Genomic DNA, 22,715 nt, shown 5'->3' with positions numbered 1-22,715 from the left:
CAGCTCGGGCGCTCCGAAATAGAGGGCGACTGCCGCGAGGAAGAGGAGGAACCGCATCAGAAGGGGGTGATCCTGTCGAAGAAGCGGCTGAGCCAGCCCTGCCGCGACTGCGCTGCGATCTCCCCGGTTCCGCTATAGCGAAGGCGGGCGTCGGCCACGCGCGTGGACAGAACGCGATTCTCCGGGCTGATATCCTCCGGCCGCACGATGCCGGTGATCTGCGCCTGTTCTTCCCCGCGCGTCAGCGTGATCCGCCGATCCCCTGCCACCATCAGCGCCCCGTTCGGCAGCACCTGCACGACCGTGACCGTGATCTCTCCCGACAGGCGATTGGCCTGCCGCGTCGAACCGGTGCCCTTGAAGCTGCTGCTGGTCCCGCCGCTGAACAGCCCCTCCGGTATGGAACTGAACGGCTGCGCATCCGGCAGATCCAGTGACCGCTGCGCATCCCGGCTGGCATCTTGCGACGTCGACTTTTCCGCCTGCAGCCGCTCCACCAGCAAGATCGTGAGGATATCGCCCACATAGCGCGCCTTGCGATCCTCGGCCGGCAGCAGCGAACGGCGCCCCGAAAGGCTGGCGGCATAGATGCTCCCGGTCACGGGCGCCGCAACTGGAGGCGGCGCATAGGTGGCCGGCACCGGCGGAACCTGATCCTTCAACGGATTCGATGCGAGGCAAGCAGACAGCATCAACCCATAGGAAACAGGAAATATACGCTTCCAAAACATATTAGAGGCTCTGGTTGACATAACGCATCATCTCGTCGGCGGCCGAAATCACCTTGGAATTGATTTCATAGGCGCGCTGGGTCTCGATCATCTCGACCAGCTCCTGCACTGCCGAGACGTTGGAACTCTCTAGGCTGCCCTGCCGGATGCGTCCGATGCCGTTTTCGCCGGGGTTCCCCTGCTGCGGTGCCCCCGAAGAGCCGGACTCGAGATAGAGATTCTCCCCGACCGGCTCCAGCCCGGCAGGATTGATGAATGCCGCCAGCGTCAGCTGTCCCACCTCGGTCGGGGCGGTCTCACCCGGCAGGACAGCCGAAACGATACCACCCGAACCCACTGTAATGCCGGTCGCATTCTCCGGTATCTGCAGGCCGGGGCTCAGCGGATACCCCTGCGGCGTCACGATCCGCCCTTCGCTGTCGCGCGTGAAGGCGCCCGCTCGCGTATAGGCCTGTCGCCCATCGGGCAGCGTCACTTCAAACAGTCCCTCGCCGTCGATCGCCAGGTCCAGCGCATTGTCGGTGACGGTAAACCCGCCCTGGCTGTGCACCCGCTCGGTGCCGGCCAGACGCACCCCGGCGCCGGTCGAAAGCCCCATTCCAAAGCGGCTGTCGGCTCCCTGCGGGGCACCGGCCGGCCGCGAAGTCTGGTAGAGCAGCGTCTCGAACGTCGCGCGGTCCCGCTTGAACCCTGTCGTGTTGGCGTTGGCGAGATTGTTGGAAATGGTCCGCAGCCGGGCATCCAGCGCTTCCAGACCAGAACGAGCGATGTGAAGGGCAGAAGGCATCCGGTATGTCCTTACGGGTCAAGGCGCATCAGCGCGGCCGAGCTCTCGTCCATTTCACGAGCGGCGGTCAGCAGCTTGGTCTGCAGTTCGAAATTGCGGGATTGCTGCACCAGCTCGACAAGCGCCGCGACAGGCTCGACGTTCGAACGCTCGATCGCACCTGCAGTGACCGTCGCCGTGGGGTCGGCGTCCATAGCGTCCGACCGGAAAAGACCATCAGCCCCGCGCTCCAACGTGCGCACATCGGGTGAAACCAGCTTCAACCGGCCAACTTCCACAAACGGCGCATCGGCCGCAGCGCGCGTTTCCAGCCGGCCGTCGCGCGCAATCCGCAGCGAGCCAAAGCCGGTCGCAATCTGGATCGGGCCATCCGCTCCCATCACCTGCTTGCCGTCGCCGGTAAGCAACCGTCCATCCGCATCCAGCCGCAGATCGCCCCTTCGGGTCAGCGCCTCGCCGCCAGCGTCGTCGGCCACGGCCAGCCAGGCATTGCCGTCCATCGCAATATCCAGTGCTCCGCCAGTTTGTTCGACCCGCCCCGGCCGCATCAGGTCGTGAGGGGATTCTCCGCCCGATTGCGCCCTTGCTGTCAGCGCCGCGCCGCCGGGGGTCAGCCAGGCTGCGGAAAGTGCCGCAAGCTCCTGCCGGAAGCCGGGCGTCGCAGAATTGGCGAGATTGTGCGCCGTCACCGCCTGCGCTTCCTCCGCCCGCTGCAGGCCCGTCAGGGCGGTATAGACCAGCCGATCCATCAGCTGCGCAGCTGGATGATCGTCTGCAGCAGCGACGAAGAGGTGTCGATCGCCTTCGCGTTCGCCTGAAAGTTCCGCTGGGCCGAAATCAGCCCGACCAGTTCCTCCGTGAGATCCACGTTCGATCGCTCGACAGAGCCGGAATTGATCGTTCCATATCCGTCCCTGGCGCCTTCACCCACCATCAGGTCGCCCGAAGAGGGCGAAACCGTCCAGCTGACATTGCCGTTCTGCCGAAGCCCCTGGGGATTTGGCACATTGCCCAGCGCCAGCTTGCCGATGGCGACGGTTTCCCCGTTCGAGAAGCTCGCCCGGACAACGCCGGAGATATCTACGCCAACACCTTCCAGCCTGCCGGGCTGATAGCCGTCCTGCTCGGTGTAGGGCACGGCAAAGGGCAGGTTCTGCATCGTACTGTCGGCATAGCTGAGCGTGAAGGCGGCCGATGTGGTGACGGGGGCGGTGGGCGTCAGCAGCACGCCGTCCGGATCGAAACTCAGCTGTTGCGGCCCGGGGCCGGGAACAGGCGTGATTTCCGCATCTCCCACGAAGCTCCTGACTTCCCAGTATTTGTTGACGTCCCCGACGGGGCTTTCAATGCGCCGGTAGTAGATGGTGACCCTCGAGGCGTTTCCGTCTGCGTCATAGACGGCCATCGAGGTCGCGCCGTTGTAGCTGGCCGGATTGTCCCGCGCGAAGCTGGAAGTCGGTGCGGCGGCGCCTGCCGGCAGGTTAGCCGTAAAGCGGACGGCAGTGGTGGCGCGGGGCTCTCCGGAGCTGGTCGGCAGGCGCAGCGCCTGCAGGGCGCTGGTTCCGATCGCGGTTACCGAACCATCCGTCGTGGTCGGCAGCACTTGCAGGCGGCGACCTTCATTGTCGATCACCCACCTGTCCGCATCCACACTGAAGGCGCCATTGCGCGACAGCGCCAGGCTGTCCGCCGCATCGCCGCCGCCCTTCACCAGAAAGAATCCCTGCCCGCCGATGGAAAGATCGAGGGCGTTGGTGCTGGTCTGATACCCCCCTTGCGTGAACTGCTGCTTCACCGCCGCGACTGCCACGCCGGCGCCGTTCACCCGGTTTGCCGCCTGCGTCGCCGAACGAGTGACGATGTCGCCGAATTCCACCCGGCTTTTCTTGAAGCCCGAAGTGCCGACGTTGGCGATATTGTTGCTGAGCGCGGAAAGTTCCGTCTGCGCCGCATTCAGCCCGGTGAGCGAGGTGTAGAAGGTCATTGCAGGGTTCCCGTCAAGCGAGCGAGGTGACAGCGGAGACGGCAAGCTTGCTGCCGTCCTCCAGGGTTAGATGCAGGCTGGCGTCTTCCGAGACGGCGACAGAGGCGACCTTTCCGCTGATCCCATCCGGCCCGGTCACCGTCCGCCCAAGCCATTGCGGCGCCAGCGAACGGCTGTCGTTTCCGGCAAGGGCCGAGATACGGGCCAGCGAACCGTTCATTTCGGTGATCCCCGAGACAGTCGAGAACTGTGCGAGCTGGGCGACGAAGGCCTCGTTTTCCATCGGATTCAGGGGGTCCTGGTTCTTCAGCTGCGTGACCAGCAAGGTCAGGAAATCCTGCTGCCCCAGCGTCTGACGGCCCTTCGAGGCCGTCGCGGCGCTGTCCGTCTTCTCGGAGGTCCGCAAGCCCAATGCGCTGAAATCAAAGCTCACCGGCCCATCCTCAGCGTTTCCATCGTCAGCGACTTCGCCGTCTCCAGCACTTCGATGTTGTTGCGATACTGGCGCGACGTTTCCACCACCTCGACCAGCTCGGCGTTGGAGTCGACGGCGGCGACATGCACATACCCCTGCGCATCTGCGAGCGGGTGGCCCGGCTCGTGGCGGCGCTGCGGGGCGGCATTCGATTGAACGACACCCAGGACATTCACCGTCGCCTTTCCGGACGCTCCTTCATAAGCTGTTTGAAATATCGGCTTCAAAGCCTTGAATGCACTTGCACTGCTGGAGGAAACCGAGCCGGCATTCGCCAGGTTCGAAGCAGCGCTGTTCAGCCGGACCAGCTGGGCAGACATCGCCCGACCGGCAATGTCGAAGAGGCTCAGCGACATCGTCATTCTCCCTTCAAGGCCGAGCTAAGGGTCGTCAGCCGGCCGTTCAGGATGCTGAGCGTCGACCGATAGCGAAGGGCGGTTTCGGCAAACTGGAGCTGCTCGGTCGCCAGCTCGACGGTGTTTCCGTCCAGAGAAGGCTGGACCGGCTTGCGATACAGAAGTTCGGTCGATGCAGCCCGATTGGCCGACAGATGCGCCGGATTGGTGCGGGCCAGCGTATCCGGCTGGCGCTCCGAAAGGACGGAGCCGAAATCCAGGTCGCGTGCCTTGTATCCGGGCGTTGCGGCATTGGCGATGTTGGAGGCGAGCACCGCAAGCCGATCGTTGCGCAGCAGCAACGCATCCCGGTGTACCCCCAGAAATCGATCCAGCCTGTCCATCGGCGGCGCCTGTCTCCGTTCGCGGCAATCCGAACGACTGCCTCAGGTCGGGAGAAGCAATTGCCGTGCCAACCCGCTCCGCCACGTCAGCGGCCTGAGGGGCCGGCACATCTGTGCCGCGCGCGAAAGAAGAAGCGGCACAGATGTGCCGGTCGGGGCGCTTTGCAACCAACGCGCGCCGGCCTGGCATCCGCCTTGCACGGCATTTCCTGCACCTGGCAGGAGAGAGGCCATCAACCGGAAATTCCCGATCGGTATTGCTATGCTGCTCGCAGCGAACGTTCCGGCGCAAGCCGGCATGGATGCGTTACGGCAGCAGGCCGAAAACTTTGCCGGCCGGGAGGTCGTCTTCGATCCCCGCCTGACCGTGCCGGATTGCATCGGCGGCTATGCCTTCGCCTGGTCCGGCCCGCGGAGCAGCGCGCTGGCGGCCTCCTGCCCGCCCACGGGCTGGCGCATCATACTGCCGCTGCAGGCAGCAGCGCTGACAATCCGGCGGGGTCAGACGGTTCGTGTGGAGGCTGCAGGGCAGGGGTTCCGGGTGGGCGCGGATGTCATCGCCGAGGGCCGATCGGATTCCAACGGCAACATCACCGTCCGCAACAGCCGCAGCGGCCGAAGCTTCAGCGCGGTCGCAGGCCCGGATGGCCAGATGATCTTGCCCGGCAGCGCAGATCAGCCCTAAATTCCCTGCTGCACGCGCCGTAAAGCTCGTGTCCCTGCACCGTGCAGGGCATTGCAATCGGGATTTGACCAATGGTTGATGCAGTATCAGGGGGCGCCAAACCCCAGGTGGATTTGAAGCAGCTTTCGGCAGTGCGCGAGGCTCGGCAGCCTAAGGCAGTCGAACCGGGAACCGGAGCCCGCACCGCTGCGGCGCCCGCCGTCGCCGTCTCGCGCGATATCGCGAGCACAGCCCCGGTCGACACGGCCAAGGTAAACGCCGTGCGCGAACAGATCGCATCGGGTTCCTACAAGCTCGATCCGGCCAGGATCGCCGACGCCATGATCCGCATGGAGAAGGGCGGCTAACTCAGCCGCCTTCCTCCCCGAATCCCAGCTCGATAAAGCGCGCCGGCACCGGCGCGACTGCCCTGTTGCGCTCCGTAGAGCCCGGCTCCGGAAACGCCAGCGCACGCGCGTGCAGCATCATGCCCAGGGCATCGGCACGTCCATACACGCCGTCACCCACCAGCACGGCGCCGGGCGCCAGCATCGTCGCGTGCACGCGGATCTGGTGCGTCCGGCCCGTTTCGGGGCGAAACTCGATCAGAGCCCGTTCTCCCATCCGCTGCAGGATCCGCCAACGCGTACGCGCAGGCTTCCCCTTGTCATCCGGCACGATCCGCCAGCCATCCTGCTTGGTCGAAACCTTCAGCAGCGGCGCATCGACGATCCCGCCCTCCTCAACCGGCGCGTTCTCCACGACCGCCCAATAGGTCTTGCCCACCTCTCCGCCCGCGAAAGCTGCCGACAGCGCCCGCAGCGCCGAATGCCGACGCGCCAGCAGCAGGCAACCCGAGGTATCCCGATCCAGCCGATGTACCGGCTGCGGCGCCGGCCGGCCCGGCGCGTACCCCGGCAGAAGTTGCTCCAGGCTGTGCGGCGTGGCCGGCCCAGGATGGACTGCCAGCCCGGCCGGCTTGTCGATGACCAGCCAGTTGCGCCCTTCGGCAAGTATCGGGGGGAGTTGGGTCGAAGCGTCCATAAGTTGCCAAACGTTTAACCGCATCCCGTCCCTGCCGTGAAGGCGGATCGAGGCTTCACACCGGGGCTTCCCGGGCCGAAGCCCGCTTCAGACAGAGGATCAGAGACGATGACCATCATCAACACCAATCTCTCGGCGATGAAGGCGCAGAATGGCAGCCGCATCGGCCAGCAGAGCCTGAACACCGCGATGGAGCGGCTGTCCACCGGGCTCCGGATCAACAGCGCCAAGGACGACGCCGCCGGCCTCGCCATTGCCCAGCGCATGACCGCCGATGTGCGCGGACTCTCGGTCGCCATCCGCAACGCCGGAGACGGCATCTCGCTCGCACAGACGGCGGAAACCGCCATGGGCGAAGTCACCAACATGCTGCAGCGGATGCGCGAACTGTCGATGCAGGCCGCCACCGGCACGATCTCCGTTGACGACCGCAAGGCGCTGCAGGCCGAAGTCACCCAGCTGGTCGGCGAAATCGACAATGTCGCCAACCGCACCAACTTCAATGGCATCAAGCTGCTGGACGGCTCGTCCACAAAGCTCGCGCTGCAGACCGGTTCGCGTGCCGGCCAGACGGTGACGATGTCGATCGGCTCGGCCCGCGCCGGCGATCTCGGCACCGGCAGCGTCCCCGGCCTCACCTCGACGGGCGCCTTCGAAACATCGGCCGCCAACCTCGTCACCAACCAGGCGCTGCAGGGCAACGATCTTCGCATCAACGGCGTCGTCATCTCCAGTTCGCGCGATATCGACGACACGCTGTCGTCGGTCGGCAAGGAGGCCTCGGCCATCGCCAAGGCAGCCGCCATCAACCGCGCATCCTCCGAAACCGGCGTCCGCGCCGTCGTCGGATCCACCACGATGACCGGATCGGCCATGACGGCTGCCGCACTTACCGGCACGGTCACCATCAACGGCGTCACCACCGGCTCGATCACCACCACCGCCAATGCCGCCGCTTCGCGCACCTCGGTCGTCGATGCCATCAACCTCATCTCCGGACAGACGGGTGTGCGCGCCATCGACACCGGCGACTCCAACCTCGGCATCCGGCTTGAGGCTTCCGACGGTCGCAATATCGAGATCTCGCTCAATACGCTGACGGCTGCCGCAACCGGCCTGAAGACGGGCGCCCAGTCCGGCACCTTCAGCCTGGTTTCGGAATCGGGCGGTCCCATCGTCGTCGACTCCGTCGGCTCCGGTCGCCTCTCGCGTGCCGGTCTTGCCGCCGGCAGCTTTGATCGCGGCGTTTCCACTGTCTCCTCCGATGCCCGCGCCGTCGCCTCTTCGGCAACGGGCGCCGACACCAAGGTCCTGAACACCGGCGATCTGGTGTTGAACGGGGTCGCCATCCGCGCCTCCAAGGCAGCTGACGACACCTTCTCCGACACCACTGCCGGCTCCAGCAACAAGGCCGCCAGCGCCATCGCCATCGCTGCCGCCATCAATGAATCGAGCGGACAGACGGGCGTCACCGCGACTGCGCGCTCGCTCACCCTCGATGCAACGACGACGACGGTGATCGGCGCCGACGCCACGACCGACATCTATATCAACGGTCAGGCGATCAGCGTTTCGCTTGCTGCGGCAGACAGTGCCCAGCAAACGCGCGAAAACGTGGTGTCCGCCATCAACAACTACACAGGCTCCACGGGCGTCACGGCCGTCGACAACGGTCGCGGCGGCCTGTCGCTCACGGCGGCGGACGGGCGCAACATCTCGGTGTGGGTGGACAGCGACGATGCCACCGCAGCCAACTTCGGCCTCGGTTCGGCTACCATTGCCGGCACGGGCACCAGCTATACCGTGACCGGTGTCACCGACCCGACCGACGTGTCGGCTGCCACCGTCAACACCGCCTATGCCCAGGTCACGCTTTCCAGCTCCAAGGCGATCGACGTGCGGGCCGGCAGCCAGGGTTTCGCCACGGCTTCCAACTTCACCTCGCTCGGCTTCGAGGAAAACCGCTATGGCGCGGACCTCGGCGGCCTGAAGGTGCAGGATGTCGACATCTCGACACAGGACGGCGCAACCGCGGCGCTCAGCTCCATCGACGAAGCGCTGAAGTCCATCTCCATCAACCGTGCCGAGCTGGGCGCCGTCCAGAACCGCCTGGAAGCGACGATCAACAATCTGACGAGCGCCAATACCAACACCATCGCCTCGCGCTCGCGGATTCAGGACGCCGATTTCGCGGTGGAAACCACCAATCTGGCGCGGGGCCAGATCCTCACGCAGGCGGCGCAGGCAATGCTGGCGCAGGCCAACCAGAGCCAGCAGGGCGTGCTCCAGCTGCTGCGGTAGGTGGCACACGCAGCTGGCTTGGCTGCAAGAAGGGAAGGGCCGGGCGGCAATGCCCGGCCTTTTTCTATGCCGTAAATTTCAGGCCGAACCGCGCCTGAAGCCGTCTGACCTCCGTCAGATCCTGTTGCGCCGACACACAGGCGACGTGCCCGTCCGGCCGCACCAGATAGATGGCGTTGCGCTCATAGCCAGCCGCCTTCGCCGCATCGCTCCATTCCAGGCAGTGCAGCACGAGCCCCGCAGCGGCCGCCTCCTTTCGGAGCGTCTCGCCGGCTTCGCCATGCACATGAAGCTGCCATCCAAATCCGCGAAGAAGCCTGTACACTTCAGGCAGATAGGGAAGCCTGTCGCCCCCCCTGATGCTGCCGGCCCGGCCGCTGCTCAACGCACTACCGGAATAGGAAATGCGCGTCTGCGAAATGATGCGGAAAATCGCCGTCTGCACGGCTGGAATCCGCGTCAGGATCGAGGCCACGCCTGGCGCGAACAAGGTCCTGAACAGCCTGCCAGCGAAATTCGGGTCCACGATCCGCGTGAAGGCGGTGTCGGTGGTCGCCACCAGCTTCCGCGCAAAGGCGATACGCTCGGGCTCATAGCTGTCCAGCAGCGACGCAGCAGCCCGGCCCCTCGAGACTTCCGCCAGTTTCCAGCCGAGGTTCACTGCATCGCCGATACCGGTATTCATACCCTGACCGCTGGCAGGGCTGTGCACATGGCCGGCGTCCCCAGCCAGAAACACCCGGCCCCGGCGGAACGCCTCGGCTACCCGATGATGGACATGATAGGTCGAAAACCAGTTCACGCGACCCGGCGTTTCGCCCAGCAGTTCGAACAGATCCGGCGCAACGTCTGCAAAGCCAAGGTCGTCGCGATCTCCCACCGTGCCGGGAACGATCCCCACCAGCCGCCAGCTGCCGTTCCGCCGCGCCGGCAACATCAGCAGGAAATTCCTGTCACCCAGCCGGACATACGCCTCGCCGGCAGAAGCCGCCCGCAAGTCGATATCGGCCACAAAGAAGCGCTGCGCATAGGTACCGCCGGGAAATCCGATGCCGAGGGCATGCCGGGTTCGGCTGGATGCCCCATCCGCTCCGACCACCCAATCGAAACGGGCGCGCTCCATGCCGGCTGCACCGCTGATCGAAACATCCGCCCCGTCGGGATCCTGCGCAATCTCCTCCAGGCTCAGCCCGCGCTCCACCTTGTGCCCGCGGCGCTCGAGTTCCGCCACAAGCAGCTCTTCATGGGCATCCTGGGCAAGGCTCAACAGGGTGGGGAAGGGGCTCAGCCCGGCCCCGAACTCGGCGAAATTCAGTTGCGCCGCTTCCCTGCCGCCCTCCTGCAAATGCAACCGCTCCACCTGCACGCCCGCCGCGAGAGCCAGATCGGCAATGCCAAGCATGGAATAATATTCCAGCGTGCGGGCGTGAACGACCAACGCCCGGGAAGCGGTGCCAGGCCGGTCCGCCTTGTCGATCAGCCGGAATGCTACCCCCGCCTCGCTCAGCATCAGCGCCAGGACCAATCCGGTCGGCCCGGCTCCCACGATCAATATCCTCGGATCAGGCATCTTGTACCCTTCAAAGAAGATGGAGCGGAGGTGCCGGCCTCTGCAACCCGTCGCCGCCCGCCGCCCTCGGCGTCAGCAGACGCACAGGTAACAGAATCACCGCCAGCAATCAGCTTGCCGGATGAACCAAGCCAGTGCTGGACGGCGGATGCCGGCCATTGCCATCAGGATACCCAGCAGCGCAGCTCGGGATGCGCCGCCAATGGCGCAAACGACTGGCTGGCACGTGACCGCCTGAAAGGAATGCGTCTTGACGGATCAGGCAGGCAAAATCGCTGCTGGCGCGACGCGAAGGCGGGGCTTTGCCCCCGGCCCGGCGGCTCTACCGCAAGATGCGGCGAGCGACGAGCGGCGTAACGGCAGTGATTTCGCCTGCCTGATCCACCGAAGGCGCGGTTCTCAGCCCCGATCCAGCGCTCGCTGCGCTTGCCAGCCACCGTCAAGCTTGTCTGCGCTTGCTCCCTCGTCTCGGGGCTGAAAACCGCGTCAAAATGCCTTTCGTTCAGAGTTTCACGCCCCAGTATTGCCAGGCGTATCGCGCCGCCCACGCAAGGCAGGCCGCACCTGTCAGGCCACATGTGTGAAAAGGGCCGCAGGTTGCTGTGCCGACCAGCGCGAAACAGCGAAAAATTGCCGAGAACAGGGTCGCAAGCATCCGTCACGCGCAGACGACAGACGTCCGGCTCTGCCTCCGGCCAATCGCCCCGCTCGATTAGGTCCGTTGCCAGTTCACCCGTTCACCCCGCCAACCCCAATGACGATGCCGCCAGCGCCCACAGCAGCACCCGTTTTCGAGCGGTTGCATCGCCGCTTGCTACCCAAGCCGCAGCCATCCCAATGGTTTCGAAAACGGCAGTGAAGGGCAAACGACGAAAAAAATGCCCCGGGCATTGTCGCCCGGGGCAGTCGGTCGCTTTGAACGTTTGGAAGCGCAGGGCCGCTAATCTTCTGCCCATCCTCCCAGCAGCTTGCGGACCTTGGTCAGGGCACTCTTCTTGATCTGACAGATGCGGGCCGCCCCAACCCCAAGCGCCTGGCCGATCTCCTCAAGATTAAGCTCCTCGACAAAATAGAGCTGCAGAACCATTGCTTCCCGTTCCGGCAGTTCGCGGATGGCGCCGGCAATGGCATCGCGCATGTCCCGGGATTCAAGCGCGGAGAGGGCGTCCGGCTCGTCGGCTGCAAACCAGATGCTGTGATCCGAATAGACCTCCTCGATGGATTCATAGCGAACCCCCTGCGTGGCAGAGAGGCTCTCCCGCAGCTCGGCGGCCGAAATGCCCATTTCCGCCGCCAGCTCCACGTCGCTGGGCGCTCGGCCCAGACTGGCTTCCAGCCGCTGTCGTGCGCCGTTCAACTCCCGGCGCCGGCGCAAGGCAGATCTGCACAAGGTAGCCTGCTTGCGCAGCGCATCGATCATGCCGCCCCGAACCCGAATGCTGGCATAGGTGGAAAAACTGGCCTGGCCCCGATCTTCAAAGGTCCGGGCGGCTTCGATCAGCGCAATCATGCCGATCTGCACCAGCTCCTCGATGTCGAGCGCCGTCGAGACCCGCGCATGGGTATGCCAGGCGATCTTCCGAACAAGTCCAAGATGCATTCTGACCAGCCTGTCCGGATCGGTTCTGGTGTAGGCGGCCGGGGAATAAAGCCCCATGTTCAGTGCAGCTCGTGCATCCATTACACGGCCTCCATCCTGCTGGTTTCAACACCCCGGGCCTCGGGCAAAGCTGCCGGCTCGAGCAATTCGTCCCCGACAACGGCGATCACCTCCACTGCCCGGCTATCCTGCAGTTCGCCGAATGCCAGAACGGGCATCGACGCCTGGGGGTGCAACAGCCGCCACAAGGCGCGCCGCGGCCCGGGTTGCGTCACCAGCGCCACTGGCAGGCCCGCCGATTGGGCAGGGCGGGCAGCGGCCGCGACCGCCTCGGCAATTCGCGCGCCAAGCGATGGCTCAAACGGATGCTCGGCCAGGGGAGCGGCCCGCTGCGCGGAAACCAGCAACGCCTCCAGACGTGGCGAAAGGGCTATCACCCGAAGCGGCTCGTCAACGGGCGTCAGCCCGGCGAGGATCAAGCCGCCGATACGGGAACGAACCGCCTCGGCGAGCTGCAGAGGCTCCTGCACCGAACCGGCATAATGAGAAATTGCTTGAGCAATCCTATGAAACCCTTTGAGTGAAATGGATTCCTCAAGAAGATACTGGCATACGGCAGTAGTTGTGGAAAGCGGTGTGACCTTGGGGGAGAGGCTGTTTGCGGCCTGCGGATAGCGTTCGGCCAACGCATCTATCAACCCCTGCATATCGTCGACGCCGAATATAAGGAAAGATTTATCTTTCAATATTTTATATAAATGTGTTCCGATAACAGTGGAACTGTCGACAACGGTATATCCGTTGGCAATCGCTTCCCCCTCCAGCCCCGCATCGATCCAGCGCGCCGCCATGCCGAATGCCGGATCCCGTACCGATCTGCCCGGCACCTCCTGCAAAATGGCTTCCGCTTCCAGCGCCAGCACGTCATGCGGCCAGGCCTCGCCACTACCCGCCAGTTCCTCGGCAACGGTTATCCGATAGGCCTGCGGCGCAAGGCCCAGATTGTCCCGCACCCGAACCATCGGCAGCACAAAGCCGAGTTCCTGCGACAGCTGACGCCTGATCCCGGTAATTCGGTTCATCAGTGCCCCGTCACCATCTACCAGCGGGATCAGGCCATAGCCGATCTCCAGCAACACCGGCGCGCTCTCGGTAACCTCGTTCCAGTCGATTCGCGGCTCGGTAGCGGCGGCTGGGGAGGGCGACTCAGCCACCACTTCCGGGCGCGCCCGCAACTTCCAGGCAACAGCGCCCGCAACAGCCGCCACCGGCAGCAGGATCGAGCTCGGCATGGCCGGCACACAGGCAAGAACCGCCAGGATGGCGGCCGCCGGCCACCACGCAGCCGAGGAGGAAAACTGACCCCGCAACTGGTCGGAGAGATTGGCGTCCTCTGCACTGCGCGTCACCAGAATGGCGGCCGCGATGGACAGCATCAGCGCCGGAATCTGCGCGACCAGCGCATCCCCCACAGACAAGAGGAAATACAAGTCGGCGGCCTCTCCCAACCCCAGCCCATGGCTGAAGACTCCGATCAGAATGCCGCCCGCTATATTGATGACAAGTATCAGGATTCCGGCAACCGCATCGCCCTTCACGAACTTGGAGGCGCCATCCATCGAGCCATAGAAGTCCGCTTCGGAGGCGACTTCCACCCGCCGTTTCCGCGCTTCGTCCGGGGTCAGCATCCCGGCGTTCAGGTCGGCGTCGATCGCCATCTGCTTTCCGGGCAGGGCATCCAGTGTAAATCTCGCGCTGACCTCCGAAACCCGCCCGGCGCCTTTCGCAATCACTGCCAGGTTCACGATCATCAGGATCACGAACACAATGAGTCCGACGATGAAATCGCCCCCGATCATCGCCTTGCCGAATGCCTCGATCACCTTGCCCGCCGCGTGCGGCCCCTCATGCCCGGAAACCAGCACCACCCGGGTGGAGGCCACGTTCAACGCCAACCGCAACAGGGTCGCCACCAGCAGCACGGACGGAAATGTCGAGAAATCCAGCGGACGATTGGCCTGCAGGACCATCATCAGCATCACCAGCGACAGCAGGATATTGCCGACAAAGAACAGGTCCAGCAGCACCGCCGAGATCGGCACCACCATCAACAGCAGAATGGTGAGCATGCCCACCGGCAACAGCAGGGCGCCAACAGAGAAGTTCGACTTCGCCGGCAACCAGGCTGTCAGTACGCCGCTCCTCATGCGCCCATCTCGGCAAGCAACAGATAGGCCAGCCGCGCCGCATGCAGCGGCTGCTCAGCCAGTGCCGAACCAGTTTCGGGCGGCATCAACGCAGCGACTGCAGCCGGCAGCCGATCGGCCGCATGTCCGTTTTCCGCCAGTGCGAAGCCAGCGCCACCGCCCTCGTCAGCCCCCAGCTTGCGGGCAAAGAGCTCATACACCTCCTGCAGGCTGCGGGCGCCGCTGCCGGCATAGAATATCGAGCGGTTCGCCCGGGCCGCCGCCGGAAACAGCTCGGCTGCCGCGGCTCCCGGCGCCGCAGCCATCCCCTTCAGAAAGCGAACCGCGCCGCCCGCCCCCAGAAAATGCGCAAGGTAGAGCCCCGTCGCCGATGCTTCCTGGCCCCCGGCCTCCAGAGCCGCAGCGTTGTCGGCCATATGCTCGGCCGCCATCAGGCTGGCGACCGCAGGATCCCGGCGCAGCGCCAGCGCTTCCGCCCGCGAGCCCGGCACAATTCCATGCCGCGCCCCATGCTTCGCGATCGTCGACATCCAGGTGGAATCCACGAACTGGAACAGGCCGGTAGCCGAGGAAGTGCGCGCCCGCGCCTGCGGGTTGAAACCGGATTCCAGTCGCGCCGTATGATAGAGCGCCCCGAAATCCACCCCCGTCCGTTCCGCAGCGGCACGCAGCGCCGGCAGGACAGCAGCCCCTGCGCCCCGCACGCTTAGATCAGGATTTTCAGGCAATCCTCGCATGCTTGACAGATAGCAACTGTGTCCGCCGACAGGTGCGAAAGTGGGACCGTTCCGGATGCATTGCGGATATCGCAGAAGCGGGGCTTGACGGCGGGCAGGGCAGGGCCGACTTATACCCGCATGGACCGCGACCAGTTTATCATGAACCCTCTCGCCGCATTCGGCGCCCACATCAATCCGACGGCGGGGCTCGTGCCCATCGTCATAGAGCAGTCGAGCCGGGGGGAGCGGTCGTTCGACATCTTCTCCCGCCTCCTGCGCGAGCGTATCGTCTTCGTGAACGGCCCGATCGAGGACAGCATGGCCTCGCTGATCGTCGCCCAGCTGCTCTTCCTTGAGGCGGAAAACCCCAAGAAAGACATCTTCATGTACATCAACTCGCCGGGCGGGGTGATCACCTCGGGCATGGCGATCTATGATACCATGCAATATATCCGCCCCAAGGTCGGCACCGTCTGCATCGGCCAGGCCGCCTCCATGGGCAGCTTCCTGCTGGCAGCCGGCGAACCCGGCATGCGCGTGGCGCTCGCCAACGCCCGCATCATGGTGCACCAGCCCTCCGGCGGCGCACAGGGCCAGGCAACCGATATCGAAATCCAGGCCCGAGAGATCATCCGCATCCGCGCCCACATGAACAGCCTCTATGCCAAGTTCACCGGCAAGCCGCTCGAGGAGATCGAGCATGCAATGGAGCGGGACAAGTTCATGTCGGCCGAGGAATCCAAGGCCTTCGGGCTGGTGGACGAAGTGATGGACAAGCGCCCGACGCCCGCCGAAGGCGAACTGAAGGCCGCCTGACGCGCTTCGGCGCTGCCGGATCCGGCAGCACCGTTCCTTCCCCCTTTGTACCGGTATTCCGCTTTTGCCCGGCAATGTGCGGGGCTGACGGAATGCCTGGCCGCAGCGGACTCCCGGCACGCTGCGGGGCAAATAACCCTCTGCAAGGTGCCAAGCTGGCGGCTTTCGCACTTGCGGCAGAGGGAATCTGCGCTAACTTGTAATATGTGCCCATGCCGCCCCGGCTTTCCAAACCGGTTCAGGGGCGGCCGAAAGAGAGTCTATGACCAAAGTCAGCAGCAGCGACGGCAAGAATATCCTCTATTGCTCCTTCTGCGGGAAGAGCCAGCACGAGGTGAAGAAGCTGATCGCAGGCCCCACGGTTTTCATCTGCGATGAATGTGTCGAGCTGTGCAACGACATCATCCGCGAGGAAACCAAGAACGCGCTGGTGAAAACCCGCGACGGTGTCCCGCCCCCGCGCGAGATCATGGGCGTGCTCGACAGCTATGTAATCGGCCAGACCCACGCAAAGCGGGTTCTCTCGGTTGCCGTGCACAACCACTACAAGCGACTCGCCCATGGCGCGAAGGGCGCCGAGGTCGAGCTCGCAAAGTCGAACATCCTGCTCGTCGGCCCCACCGGCTGCGGCAAGACGCTTCTCGCGCAGACCCTGGCTCGTATCCTCGACGTGCCTTTCACCATGGCAGACGCGACCACGCTCACGGAAGCCGGCTATGTCGGTGAGGATGTCGAGAACATCATCCTGAAGCTGCTGCAGGCGAGCGACTATAATGTCGAACGCGCCCAGCGCGGCATTGTCTACATCGACGAGATCGACAAGATCAGTCGCAAGGCCGACAATCCCTCCATCACCCGCGACGTGTCGGGCGAAGGGGTGCAGCAGGCACTGCTGAAGATCATGGAAGGAACGACCGCCAGCGTTCCGCCGCAAGGCGGCCGCAAGCATCCGCAGCAGGAGTTCCTGCAGGTCGATACCACCAATATCCTCTTTATCTGCGGCGGCGCCTTCGCCGGTCTGGACCGGATAATTTCCGACAGATTGCAAGGTAAATCCATAGGCTTCGGTGCGCATGTTGCAGCTCCGGATGAACGTCGTACGGGCCAGGTCCTGCGCAATTGCGAACCGGAAGACCTGCTGAAGTTCGGGCTGATCCCTGAATTCGTCGGCCGCCTCCCGGTTATCGCAACGCTGGAAGATCTGGACGAGGCTGCGCTCATCAAGATCCTTACCGAGCCGAAGAACGCGCTGTCCAAGCAATATGCCCGCCTGTTCGAGATGGAAGGCGTGAAGCTCTCCTTCTCGGAAGAGGCCCTGTCCGAGATCGCCAAGCGCGCCATTGAGCGGCGCACCGGCGCCCGCGGCCTGCGCTCCATCCTGGAGGGGATCCTGCTCGATACCATGTTCGAATTGCCCGGCATGGATACGGTCGATGAAGTTCAGATCGACGGCGAAGTCGTGAAGGGACTGAAAAACCCGATCCAGCTTCTGAGGGCCGACAAGGCCGCCTGAGGCCCGCACGCCAGCGGACCGCAAGACATCGCAACGACGTGCTTCGGGCGGGTGAAAACCCGCCCGTTGCATCTTATCGCGGGTGAAAACCCGCCCGTTGTATCTACGTGCGGGGAAAACCCGCCCGCTGCATCTTCGGACCTCAAGCCGCCTTCGAAACGCCCGCCGTCTGGTCTTCCGCCGGCGCAGGGTCGCTCGCGTTCCCGCCGCCGCGCGGCAACAGGCAGGCTTGCGCGTTTTCAGGCGCGCTCTCTTCGCCCGGGCCTGCCACCACGTCACGCGGTGAGACCTCCACCCGCCTCAGGGCCGACCGCCCCAGCTCGCTTTCCTCCCGCCGATCCAAAGCGCGCGCCGCACGCTCTTCCACACGATAGCCGCAAGCCTCGAACAGCGGGGCAACCGCGTCCATACGTGCCGCCGCCAGTCGTTGCGGTTCGTTCGATGCCCGGCCCCCCGCCAGCACGATACCGTTCATCCCCCAGCTCTGCAGCGCCCAGAGGTAGGATTTGATCTGCGCCTGCGCGCGTGCATCCAGTTCTGCACTTCCGTCCTCGAACAGGATCGGCGGCAACGCCATCGTCGGCACCGTCAGCTGCACATCCCAATCCGGGTTTTCTTCCCGCAAGCGCTGCTCCAGAAGGAACAGCTCTGGAATCTGCCGGTCGCGACCCACAGCCACCAGCGCCCGTCGGGCCGCGCTATCCACCGTTATCGCAGACGCCGGAACCCCGGCGACAAACTGCAATCGCACGGCAAGGTCGGCCTGCGCCAGCCGCGCTGCCGTGCTCGATCCCGCCTCGGCCGCACGCGCCCGGTTCAGCTCCGCCTGCGCGCCCCCCTGATTCACCAGAACCTGGCTCAGCTGCATCCGCACCGGCCGCCTCAGCGTCGTCCCCAGCCGCCGCTCCAGGTCGGCCGTCGCCTTGCTGTGCAGCCGATCCGAAAGCACTGTCGCGCGGACAACCAGCTTGCCGCCGGCAAAGTCGGGATCCAGCGCCACGATCCGGCTGTTGTGGCCGAATTCCTGCGCGACGGCATTGCGTATGGTCCGCGTCGCCCACGCCTCCCAGGCGATCTGCCTCAAGGAAAAGCCCAGCGGAACGGCAAGGGCGACCAGCACGACCAACAGCGCAAAGGCCTGCCGCTGCGTCTGGCGCGGCGTCAGAAAGGCGCCGAACCCATAGAAGCGCGCAACCAGCGCCATGCACAGGGCGATGGCAATGAAGTTCGTGAGGAACAGGGCAAATGCGCCACCGGCAACCGCCATGTTCCAGGTCGCCAACCCATAGCCGACTGCGGCCAGCGGCGGCATCAGCGAGGTCGCAAGCGCCACACCCACAATCGTCTCGCCCCGCCCGCGCACCGTCGCGTAGCCGCCCGCCAGTGCCGAAAAAATCGCCACCAGCAGGTCAAACAGGTTTGGGCGCGTCCTCGCCAGGATTTCGGACGTCAGGTCCTGCAAGGGGGATGCAAGCACCAGAAGCGCGGTGAATCCAATCGCCAGAAGCGTCCCTGCGGCGAGCGCCAGCAAGCTCGACCGCACAGTCGGCCAGTCAAAGGTCGCGAGCGAAAAACCGGCGTTCACGATCGGCGCCATCAACGGAGAGATCAGCATCGCGCCGATAACCACTGCCGGCGACGACAGCAGCATGCCCAGGATGGCGATGCCGGCAGACATGGCAATCATGAAGGCGAACCGCGCCGACCAGCCCCCTTCCGCATTGGCCCGGTCCAGCAGGGCGGCATGATCCACCCCCGCAACAACCGTACGCCGGTGCCAGGCCTTCAACTGCCGGACGTATTTTGAAGTCGAATCGCGGCCTTCAACGGAAGCCTGCGCATTGTTCCCATCAGTCATCGCCCATGGGCTAAAGCATCTGCCGCCCAAATGGAATCCGATGCGGCGCAACCCGTCGCGTCAGGGCTCGCAATCCTCCTTGGGCTTCTTCTTGCCCATCAGGCCTCCCAGGGCGCCACCCATCGCCCGACCGACGCTGCCGCCGATGCCGCCACCTGCTGCCTTGCCCGCCTCGGTCGCGGCATCGGGCTTGCATTTCGGCTTGCCGCTTGCGGTCGCACCGCCAGCACCGCCCATGTCTTCCATCCCGATGATGGCGCCCGTGCGAGAGACAAATCGCGCCTTCACGCTCCATTCCTGCACCCAGTCCACCTTGGGATCCTTCGGACGCGGCGGATAGACGATATTCTGCTCCGGGCCATGCGAGGTCAGCAGGATCAGCCCGGCATCCTTCGCCGCTGCGACAGCCTCTTTGGGAATGGCGCAACTCGTCTGCGACGGCGGCATCAGCAGTTTCTTGCCTACCAGCCGCGAGGCTTCCGAAGGCGAGATGAAGTCCGACATGCCCGAGAAGAAGGTCTGCGTTTCGGACGAAGCCCAGAACACGATAACCGGTGCGCCACCCTCATCCCGGCCGGCCACCATCTGTGCAAAATGCGCCGTTGCCCCCGGCACCACATTCCACTGCAGCCCGACCGAACCTGACGCATTCTTCTGCTGCTTCATGTTCACGCCCTGCATCCAGTCCTGCTGCAGGCTGAAATCCATCTGCGGCGCGAAATTGCCTGTCACCTTGTGCGGCCCCACCAGCGACGCATTGGACGGCACCTGTCGGCTGCCGTTCTGCTTGTCCGTATTGGGCCAATACACATAGGTCGGCCAGGTCGAGGCATTGGGCGGGCGCTGCAGCCGAACCCGCTCGCCGCCGAAAAGATTGGCCGGCATCTCGCCCGCCGCAATCCTGGCAAAATCGAAGACGACAGGCTGGCCCGGCTTTGCCGTCTCACCACATCCCCAGAACAACAGCAGCTTGCCCTTCGGCCGCTCGAATTCTTCCGTCCCCTGGGATGGCGTGCCCTTCTTCGGCGCCCGCAAGGGCAGGTTGGCGCCCATGTTCATCCCCGGAGGCACGGCATGATCGGCTGCACCGGGCGCGGGGGAGGGCGGCAGCTTCGATCCAAGGTCCAGGTTCAGCGTCTTGATCACACTGCTTCCGCCGCCACCCATCGCCATGCGCATCATGTCGCTGGTGGAAGGCGCGCTCCCCATCCCGAAGCCGCTCTGCGTAGCAGCAGACATCCAGTAAACCGTCTTCGGCGGCGAAACCTTCTGCGACTGCCCGGTCGCAGGCACGGCAAGAGCAAGCGCAAGCACGGATGCCTGAAGCAGATAGAATTTCATGATCGTCCCCTATGGCCCCTCGATCCCCTTCAGACTATTCCAACATTTCAGGGCAGGCAATGCAGGCGGGGGTCGGGATTTGCATGGAACCGACAGGAATCATCGAGCTGCTGGACCTGCAGCGGCACCCGGAGGGAGGCTGGTATCGCGAAACATGGCGATCGCCCGCCGCGCCCGGTGAACGTTCCGCGATGACGGCAATTCACTTTCTTCTGGAAGCCGGCCAGCGATCGCACTGGCACAAGGTCGACGCAGACGAGCTATGGGCCTGGCACGCCGGCAGCGCGCTGCAACTCCTCCGGGCCGCGCCGGATGGAAGACGGAACGCATGCCTGCTGGGCGGCGATGTGCTGGCAGGGCAACAATCGCACCTCGTCATTCCCGCCGGTCACTGGCAGGCAGCGCAGGCAAGCTTCGGCTGGGCGCTGGTTTCCTGCGTCGTTGCGCCGGGCTTCGAATTCAGCGGCTTCGAACTGGCGCCACCCGGTTGGGAACCGGGCGGCTGAGGCCTACTGTTTCAGATAGATCTCGCTTCCAAGATCCCGGAATTCCTGTGCTTTCCGGGCCATCCCTTCATCGGCCGCCACAAAGCTGTCGCTATTCTGTCTCGCCGCAAAGTCGCGCACTTCCTGCGTGATCTTCATCGAGCAGAACTTTGGCCCGCACATGGAACAGAAATGCGCCGTCTTGGCGCCCTCCGCAGGCAGCGTTTCATCATGGAACTGCTCGGCGGTTTCCGGATCCAGGCTCAGGTTGAACTGATCGCGCCAGCGGAAGTCGAACCGTGCACGGGAAAGCGCATCGTCCCGGAGCTGCGCGGCAGGATGGCCCTTGGCAAGATCGGCCGCGTGCGCCGCCAGCTTGTAGGTAATGACCCCCACCTTCACATCGTCCCGGTCAGGCAGGCCCAGATGCTCCTTCGGCGTCACATAGCAAAGCATCGCACAGCCGAACCAACCGATCATCGCCGCCCCGATGCCCGAGGTGATATGGTCGTAACCCGGCGCAATATCGGTCGTCAGCGGCCCCAGCGTATAGAAGGGCGCCTCGCCGCAGCTCTCCAGCTGCTTTTCCATGTTCACCTTGATCTTGTGCATCGGCACATGGCCGGGCCCCTCGATCATCACCTGGCAATCCATGTCCCAGGCCACCTTGGTCAGCTCGCCCAGCGTATGCAGCTCCGCAAACTGCGCCTCGTCATTGGCATCGGCGATGGAGCCGGGTCGCAACCCGTCACCAAGACTGAAAGAAATGTCGTAAGCCCGCATGATTTCGCAGATTTCCGCGAAATGCGTATAGAGGAAATTCTCCTTGTGGTGCGACAGGCACCATTTCGCCAGAATTGATCCACCGCGCGAAACAATTCCCGTAACCCGCTTTGCAGTCATGGGAATGTAGGGCAGCCGAACCCCTGCGTGGATGGTGAAATAGTCTACACCCTGCTCGGCCTGCTCGATCAGCGTGTCACGATAGATTTCCCACGTCAGATCCTCGGCAATTCCGCCGACCTTCTCCAGCGCCTGATAGATCGGCACCGTCCCGATCGGCACCGGCGAGTTGCGCAGGATCCATTCCCGCGTGTCGTGAATATTCTTGCCGGTGGAGAGATCCATAACCGTGTCGGCGCCCCAGCGGATCGCCCAGACCATTTTCTCCACTTCATCCGCCACCGAAGACGCGACGGCCGAATTACCGATATTGGCGTTGATCTTCACCAGAAAGTTGCGGCCGATGATCATCGGCTCCAGCTCCGTGTGGTTGATGTTGCAGGGGATGATCGCCCGCCCGCGCGCAATTTCCTCGCGCACGAACTCCGGCGTCACATGCGCCGGAATCGAAGCTCCAAACGATTCTCCGCCCTGCGCCGCTTCCAGCGCCTTCGCCCGGCCCAGATTTTCGCGGATCGCCACATATTCCATCTCCGGCGTGATGATCCCGCGCCGCGCATAGGCAAGCTGCGTCACCGCCGCGCCCGTCCCCCGGAACGGCCGCACGTTCGGCGAAGGAAAGGGCCGAACCTCGCGCGAACCTGCCCGCACCAGCCCATTGTCCTCCGGCTTCACCTGTCGCCCGTCATAGCGCTCCACATCGCCCCGCGCCTCGACCCATGCCTCCCGCAACCGCGGAAGTCCTGCCGAAATATCAATCCGTGCCGTCGGATCGGTATAGGGGCCGGTCGTGTCGTACACCCGAACCGGGGGCTCCAGCGCCGATGCTTCCAGCTCGATTTCGCGGATGGGCACCCGGATCTCCGGATGCAGCGTGCCTGGCACATGAATCTTGCGCGAGGCCGGCAGCGGCCCCGTGGTCACGGTCGCGGATTCCAGGTGAGACGGAATGTCGGCCATGCGAAATCTCCTCTTTCA

At 64.4% G+C, this 22,715-nt stretch carries 21 protein-coding genes; 6 read left to right on the top strand and 15 right to left on the bottom strand.

What is annotated here, in order from left to right; translation table 11 throughout:
- Positions 1 to 56: 56 nt before the first annotated feature.
- The 7 genes from IM784_RS02815 to flgB form a co-directional block, all read right to left on the bottom strand.
- Positions 57 to 662, bottom strand: coding sequence for a flagellar basal body L-ring protein FlgH (locus IM784_RS02815; RefSeq protein ID WP_199553746.1), 606 nt, complete (start codon positions 660 to 662; stop codon positions 57 to 59).
- Between the two features lie 70 nt (positions 663 to 732).
- Positions 733 to 1,518, bottom strand: coding sequence for a flagellar basal-body rod protein FlgG (flgG, locus tag IM784_RS02810; RefSeq protein WP_199553745.1), 786 nt, complete (start codon positions 1,516 to 1,518; stop codon positions 733 to 735).
- A gap of 11 nt (positions 1,519 to 1,529) precedes the next feature.
- Positions 1,530 to 2,267, bottom strand: coding sequence for a flagellar basal body rod protein FlgF (locus tag IM784_RS02805; protein WP_199553744.1), 738 nt, complete (start codon positions 2,265 to 2,267; stop codon positions 1,530 to 1,532).
- The gene (locus IM784_RS02800; RefSeq protein ID WP_199553743.1) at positions 2,267 to 3,502 is read right to left on the bottom strand and encodes a flagellar hook protein FlgE; all 1,236 of its coding nucleotides are present in this window, start codon (positions 3,500 to 3,502) and stop codon (positions 2,267 to 2,269) included. Before IM784_RS02800 ends, IM784_RS02805 begins: the two co-directional genes overlap by 1 nt.
- Before the next feature lie 13 nt (positions 3,503 to 3,515).
- Positions 3,516 to 3,935 carry a flagellar hook assembly protein FlgD gene (locus IM784_RS02795; protein WP_328799423.1) on the bottom strand — a complete coding sequence of 140 codons (420 nt, stop codon included), beginning with the start codon at positions 3,933 to 3,935 and terminating at the stop codon, positions 3,516 to 3,518.
- Entirely contained in the window at positions 3,932 to 4,339 is a 408-nt protein-coding gene (flgC, locus tag IM784_RS02790) for a flagellar basal body rod protein FlgC (protein WP_199553742.1), read from the bottom strand. The genes IM784_RS02795 and flgC overlap by 4 nt, the downstream gene beginning before the upstream one ends.
- Entirely contained in the window at positions 4,336 to 4,716 is a 381-nt protein-coding gene (gene flgB / locus IM784_RS02785; protein ID WP_199553741.1) for a flagellar basal body rod protein FlgB, read from the bottom strand. Before flgB ends, flgC begins: the two co-directional genes overlap by 4 nt.
- A 298-nt stretch (positions 4,717 to 5,014) precedes the next feature.
- Between flgB and IM784_RS02780 the strand changes: the two genes are divergently transcribed.
- Together IM784_RS02780 and flgM are read left to right on the top strand one after the other, a co-directional pair.
- Entirely contained in the window at positions 5,015 to 5,401 is a 387-nt protein-coding gene (locus IM784_RS02780; RefSeq protein WP_199553740.1) for a flagella basal body P-ring formation protein FlgA, read from the top strand.
- Between the two features lie 107 nt (positions 5,402 to 5,508).
- The gene (gene flgM / locus IM784_RS02775; protein WP_207791638.1) at positions 5,509 to 5,748 is read left to right on the top strand and encodes a flagellar biosynthesis anti-sigma factor FlgM; all 240 of its coding nucleotides are present in this window, start codon (positions 5,509 to 5,511) and stop codon (positions 5,746 to 5,748) included.
- Position 5,749: 1 nt separating this feature from the next.
- Here flgM and IM784_RS02770 read toward each other — a convergent pair whose 3' ends face one another.
- A complete protein-coding gene (locus tag IM784_RS02770) occupies positions 5,750 to 6,424 on the bottom strand; it encodes an RluA family pseudouridine synthase (RefSeq protein WP_199553738.1) in 675 nt (224 codons plus the stop codon).
- A gap of 108 nt (positions 6,425 to 6,532) precedes the next feature.
- On the opposite strand from IM784_RS02770, the gene IM784_RS17525 reads away from it, so the two are divergent.
- Entirely contained in the window at positions 6,533 to 8,725 is a 2,193-nt protein-coding gene (locus IM784_RS17525) for a flagellin N-terminal helical domain-containing protein (protein ID WP_328799422.1), read from the top strand.
- Positions 8,726 to 8,789: 64 nt separating this feature from the next.
- Here the strand turns inward: IM784_RS17525 and IM784_RS02755 are convergent, their stop codons facing one another.
- The 4 genes from IM784_RS02755 to IM784_RS02740 all read right to left on the bottom strand — a co-directional run bounded on the left by IM784_RS02755 (position 8,790) and on the right by IM784_RS02740 (position 14,806).
- Positions 8,790 to 10,295 (bottom strand): FAD-dependent monooxygenase, encoded by a 1,506-nt coding sequence (locus IM784_RS02755; protein WP_199553737.1) that lies wholly within the window; start codon positions 10,293 to 10,295, stop codon positions 8,790 to 8,792.
- A 940-nt stretch (positions 10,296 to 11,235) separates the two neighbouring features.
- Positions 11,236 to 11,976, bottom strand: a complete 741-nt coding sequence (locus IM784_RS02750; protein WP_199553736.1) for a sigma-70 family RNA polymerase sigma factor — start codon at positions 11,974 to 11,976, stop codon at positions 11,236 to 11,238.
- Positions 11,976 to 14,102 carry a flagellar biosynthesis protein FlhA gene (locus IM784_RS02745; RefSeq protein ID WP_199553735.1) on the bottom strand — a complete coding sequence of 709 codons (2,127 nt, stop codon included), beginning with the start codon at positions 14,100 to 14,102 and terminating at the stop codon, positions 11,976 to 11,978. Before IM784_RS02745 ends, IM784_RS02750 begins: the two co-directional genes overlap by 1 nt.
- Entirely contained in the window at positions 14,099 to 14,806 is a 708-nt protein-coding gene (locus tag IM784_RS02740) for a transglycosylase SLT domain-containing protein (protein ID WP_328799421.1), read from the bottom strand. Before IM784_RS02740 ends, IM784_RS02745 begins: the two co-directional genes overlap by 4 nt.
- A gap of 153 nt (positions 14,807 to 14,959) precedes the next feature.
- On the opposite strand from IM784_RS02740, the gene clpP reads away from it, so the two are divergent.
- Positions 14,960 to 15,637 (top strand): ATP-dependent Clp endopeptidase proteolytic subunit ClpP, encoded by a 678-nt coding sequence (gene clpP, locus IM784_RS02735; protein ID WP_408015271.1) that lies wholly within the window; start codon positions 14,960 to 14,962, stop codon positions 15,635 to 15,637.
- 262 nt (positions 15,638 to 15,899) lie between these two features.
- Complete coding sequence (gene clpX, locus IM784_RS02730) at positions 15,900 to 17,150, top strand: ATP-dependent Clp protease ATP-binding subunit ClpX (protein ID WP_199553733.1); 1,251 nt, start codon at positions 15,900 to 15,902, stop codon at positions 17,148 to 17,150.
- 142 nt (positions 17,151 to 17,292) lie between these two features.
- Here the strand turns inward: clpX and IM784_RS02725 are convergent, their stop codons facing one another.
- Together IM784_RS02725 and IM784_RS02720 are read right to left on the bottom strand one after the other, a co-directional pair.
- A complete protein-coding gene (locus IM784_RS02725; protein ID WP_199553732.1) occupies positions 17,293 to 19,008 on the bottom strand; it encodes a DUF389 domain-containing protein in 1,716 nt (571 codons plus the stop codon).
- Between the two features lie 60 nt (positions 19,009 to 19,068).
- The gene (locus IM784_RS02720) at positions 19,069 to 20,349 is read right to left on the bottom strand and encodes a hypothetical protein (RefSeq protein WP_199553731.1); all 1,281 of its coding nucleotides are present in this window, start codon (positions 20,347 to 20,349) and stop codon (positions 19,069 to 19,071) included.
- An 83-nt stretch (positions 20,350 to 20,432) separates the two neighbouring features.
- On the opposite strand from IM784_RS02720, the gene IM784_RS02715 reads away from it, so the two are divergent.
- A complete protein-coding gene (locus tag IM784_RS02715) occupies positions 20,433 to 20,855 on the top strand; it encodes a cupin domain-containing protein (protein ID WP_199553730.1) in 423 nt (140 codons plus the stop codon).
- A 3-nt stretch (positions 20,856 to 20,858) separates the two neighbouring features.
- Here IM784_RS02715 and thiC read toward each other — a convergent pair whose 3' ends face one another.
- Positions 20,859 to 22,697 carry a phosphomethylpyrimidine synthase ThiC gene (thiC, locus tag IM784_RS02710; RefSeq protein ID WP_199553729.1) on the bottom strand — a complete coding sequence of 613 codons (1,839 nt, stop codon included), beginning with the start codon at positions 22,695 to 22,697 and terminating at the stop codon, positions 20,859 to 20,861.
- Between the last annotated feature and the right edge of the window lie 18 nt (positions 22,698 to 22,715).

Origin of the sequence: Sandaracinobacteroides hominis (genome assembly GCF_016464365.1) — a bacterium.
In the GTDB taxonomy this organism is placed as follows: Bacteria; Pseudomonadota; Alphaproteobacteria; order Sphingomonadales; family Sphingomonadaceae; genus Sandaracinobacteroides; species Sandaracinobacteroides hominis.
This window is presented reverse-complemented; position numbering and strand designations above follow the sequence as displayed.

Bases quoted from the DNA above. Each gene is read 5' to 3' on its own strand.
- flgG (WP_199553745.1), bottom strand. From the start codon at position 1,518: ATGCCTTCTGCCCTTCACATCGCTCGTTCTGGTCTGGAAGCGCTGGAT.
- IM784_RS02805 (WP_199553744.1), bottom strand. From the start codon at position 2,267: ATGGATCGGCTGGTCTATACCGCCCTGACGGGCCTGCAGCGGGCGGAG.
- IM784_RS02800 (WP_199553743.1), bottom strand. From the start codon at position 3,502: ATGACCTTCTACACCTCGCTCACCGGGCTGAATGCGGCGCAGACGGAA.
- flgC (WP_199553742.1), bottom strand. From the start codon at position 4,339: ATGACGATGTCGCTGAGCCTCTTCGACATTGCCGGTCGGGCGATGTCT.
- flgB (WP_199553741.1), bottom strand. From the start codon at position 4,716: ATGGACAGGCTGGATCGATTTCTGGGGGTACACCGGGATGCGTTGCTG.
- IM784_RS02780 (WP_199553740.1), top strand. From the start codon at position 5,015: ATGGATGCGTTACGGCAGCAGGCCGAAAACTTTGCCGGCCGGGAGGTC.
- IM784_RS02770 (WP_199553738.1), bottom strand. From the start codon at position 6,424: ATGGACGCTTCGACCCAACTCCCCCCGATACTTGCCGAAGGGCGCAAC.
- IM784_RS17525 (WP_328799422.1), top strand. From the start codon at position 6,533: ATGACCATCATCAACACCAATCTCTCGGCGATGAAGGCGCAGAATGGC.
- IM784_RS02755 (WP_199553737.1), bottom strand. From the start codon at position 10,295: ATGCCTGATCCGAGGATATTGATCGTGGGAGCCGGGCCGACCGGATTG.
- IM784_RS02750 (WP_199553736.1), bottom strand. From the start codon at position 11,976: ATGGATGCACGAGCTGCACTGAACATGGGGCTTTATTCCCCGGCCGCC.
- IM784_RS02745 (WP_199553735.1), bottom strand. From the start codon at position 14,102: ATGAGGAGCGGCGTACTGACAGCCTGGTTGCCGGCGAAGTCGAACTTC.
- clpP (WP_408015271.1), top strand. From the start codon at position 14,960: ATGGACCGCGACCAGTTTATCATGAACCCTCTCGCCGCATTCGGCGCC.
- clpX (WP_199553733.1), top strand. From the start codon at position 15,900: ATGACCAAAGTCAGCAGCAGCGACGGCAAGAATATCCTCTATTGCTCC.
- IM784_RS02725 (WP_199553732.1), bottom strand. From the start codon at position 19,008: ATGACTGATGGGAACAATGCGCAGGCTTCCGTTGAAGGCCGCGATTCG.
- IM784_RS02720 (WP_199553731.1), bottom strand. From the start codon at position 20,349: ATGAAATTCTATCTGCTTCAGGCATCCGTGCTTGCGCTTGCTCTTGCC.
- IM784_RS02715 (WP_199553730.1), top strand. From the start codon at position 20,433: ATGGAACCGACAGGAATCATCGAGCTGCTGGACCTGCAGCGGCACCCG.
- thiC (WP_199553729.1), bottom strand. From the start codon at position 22,697: ATGGCCGACATTCCGTCTCACCTGGAATCCGCGACCGTGACCACGGGG.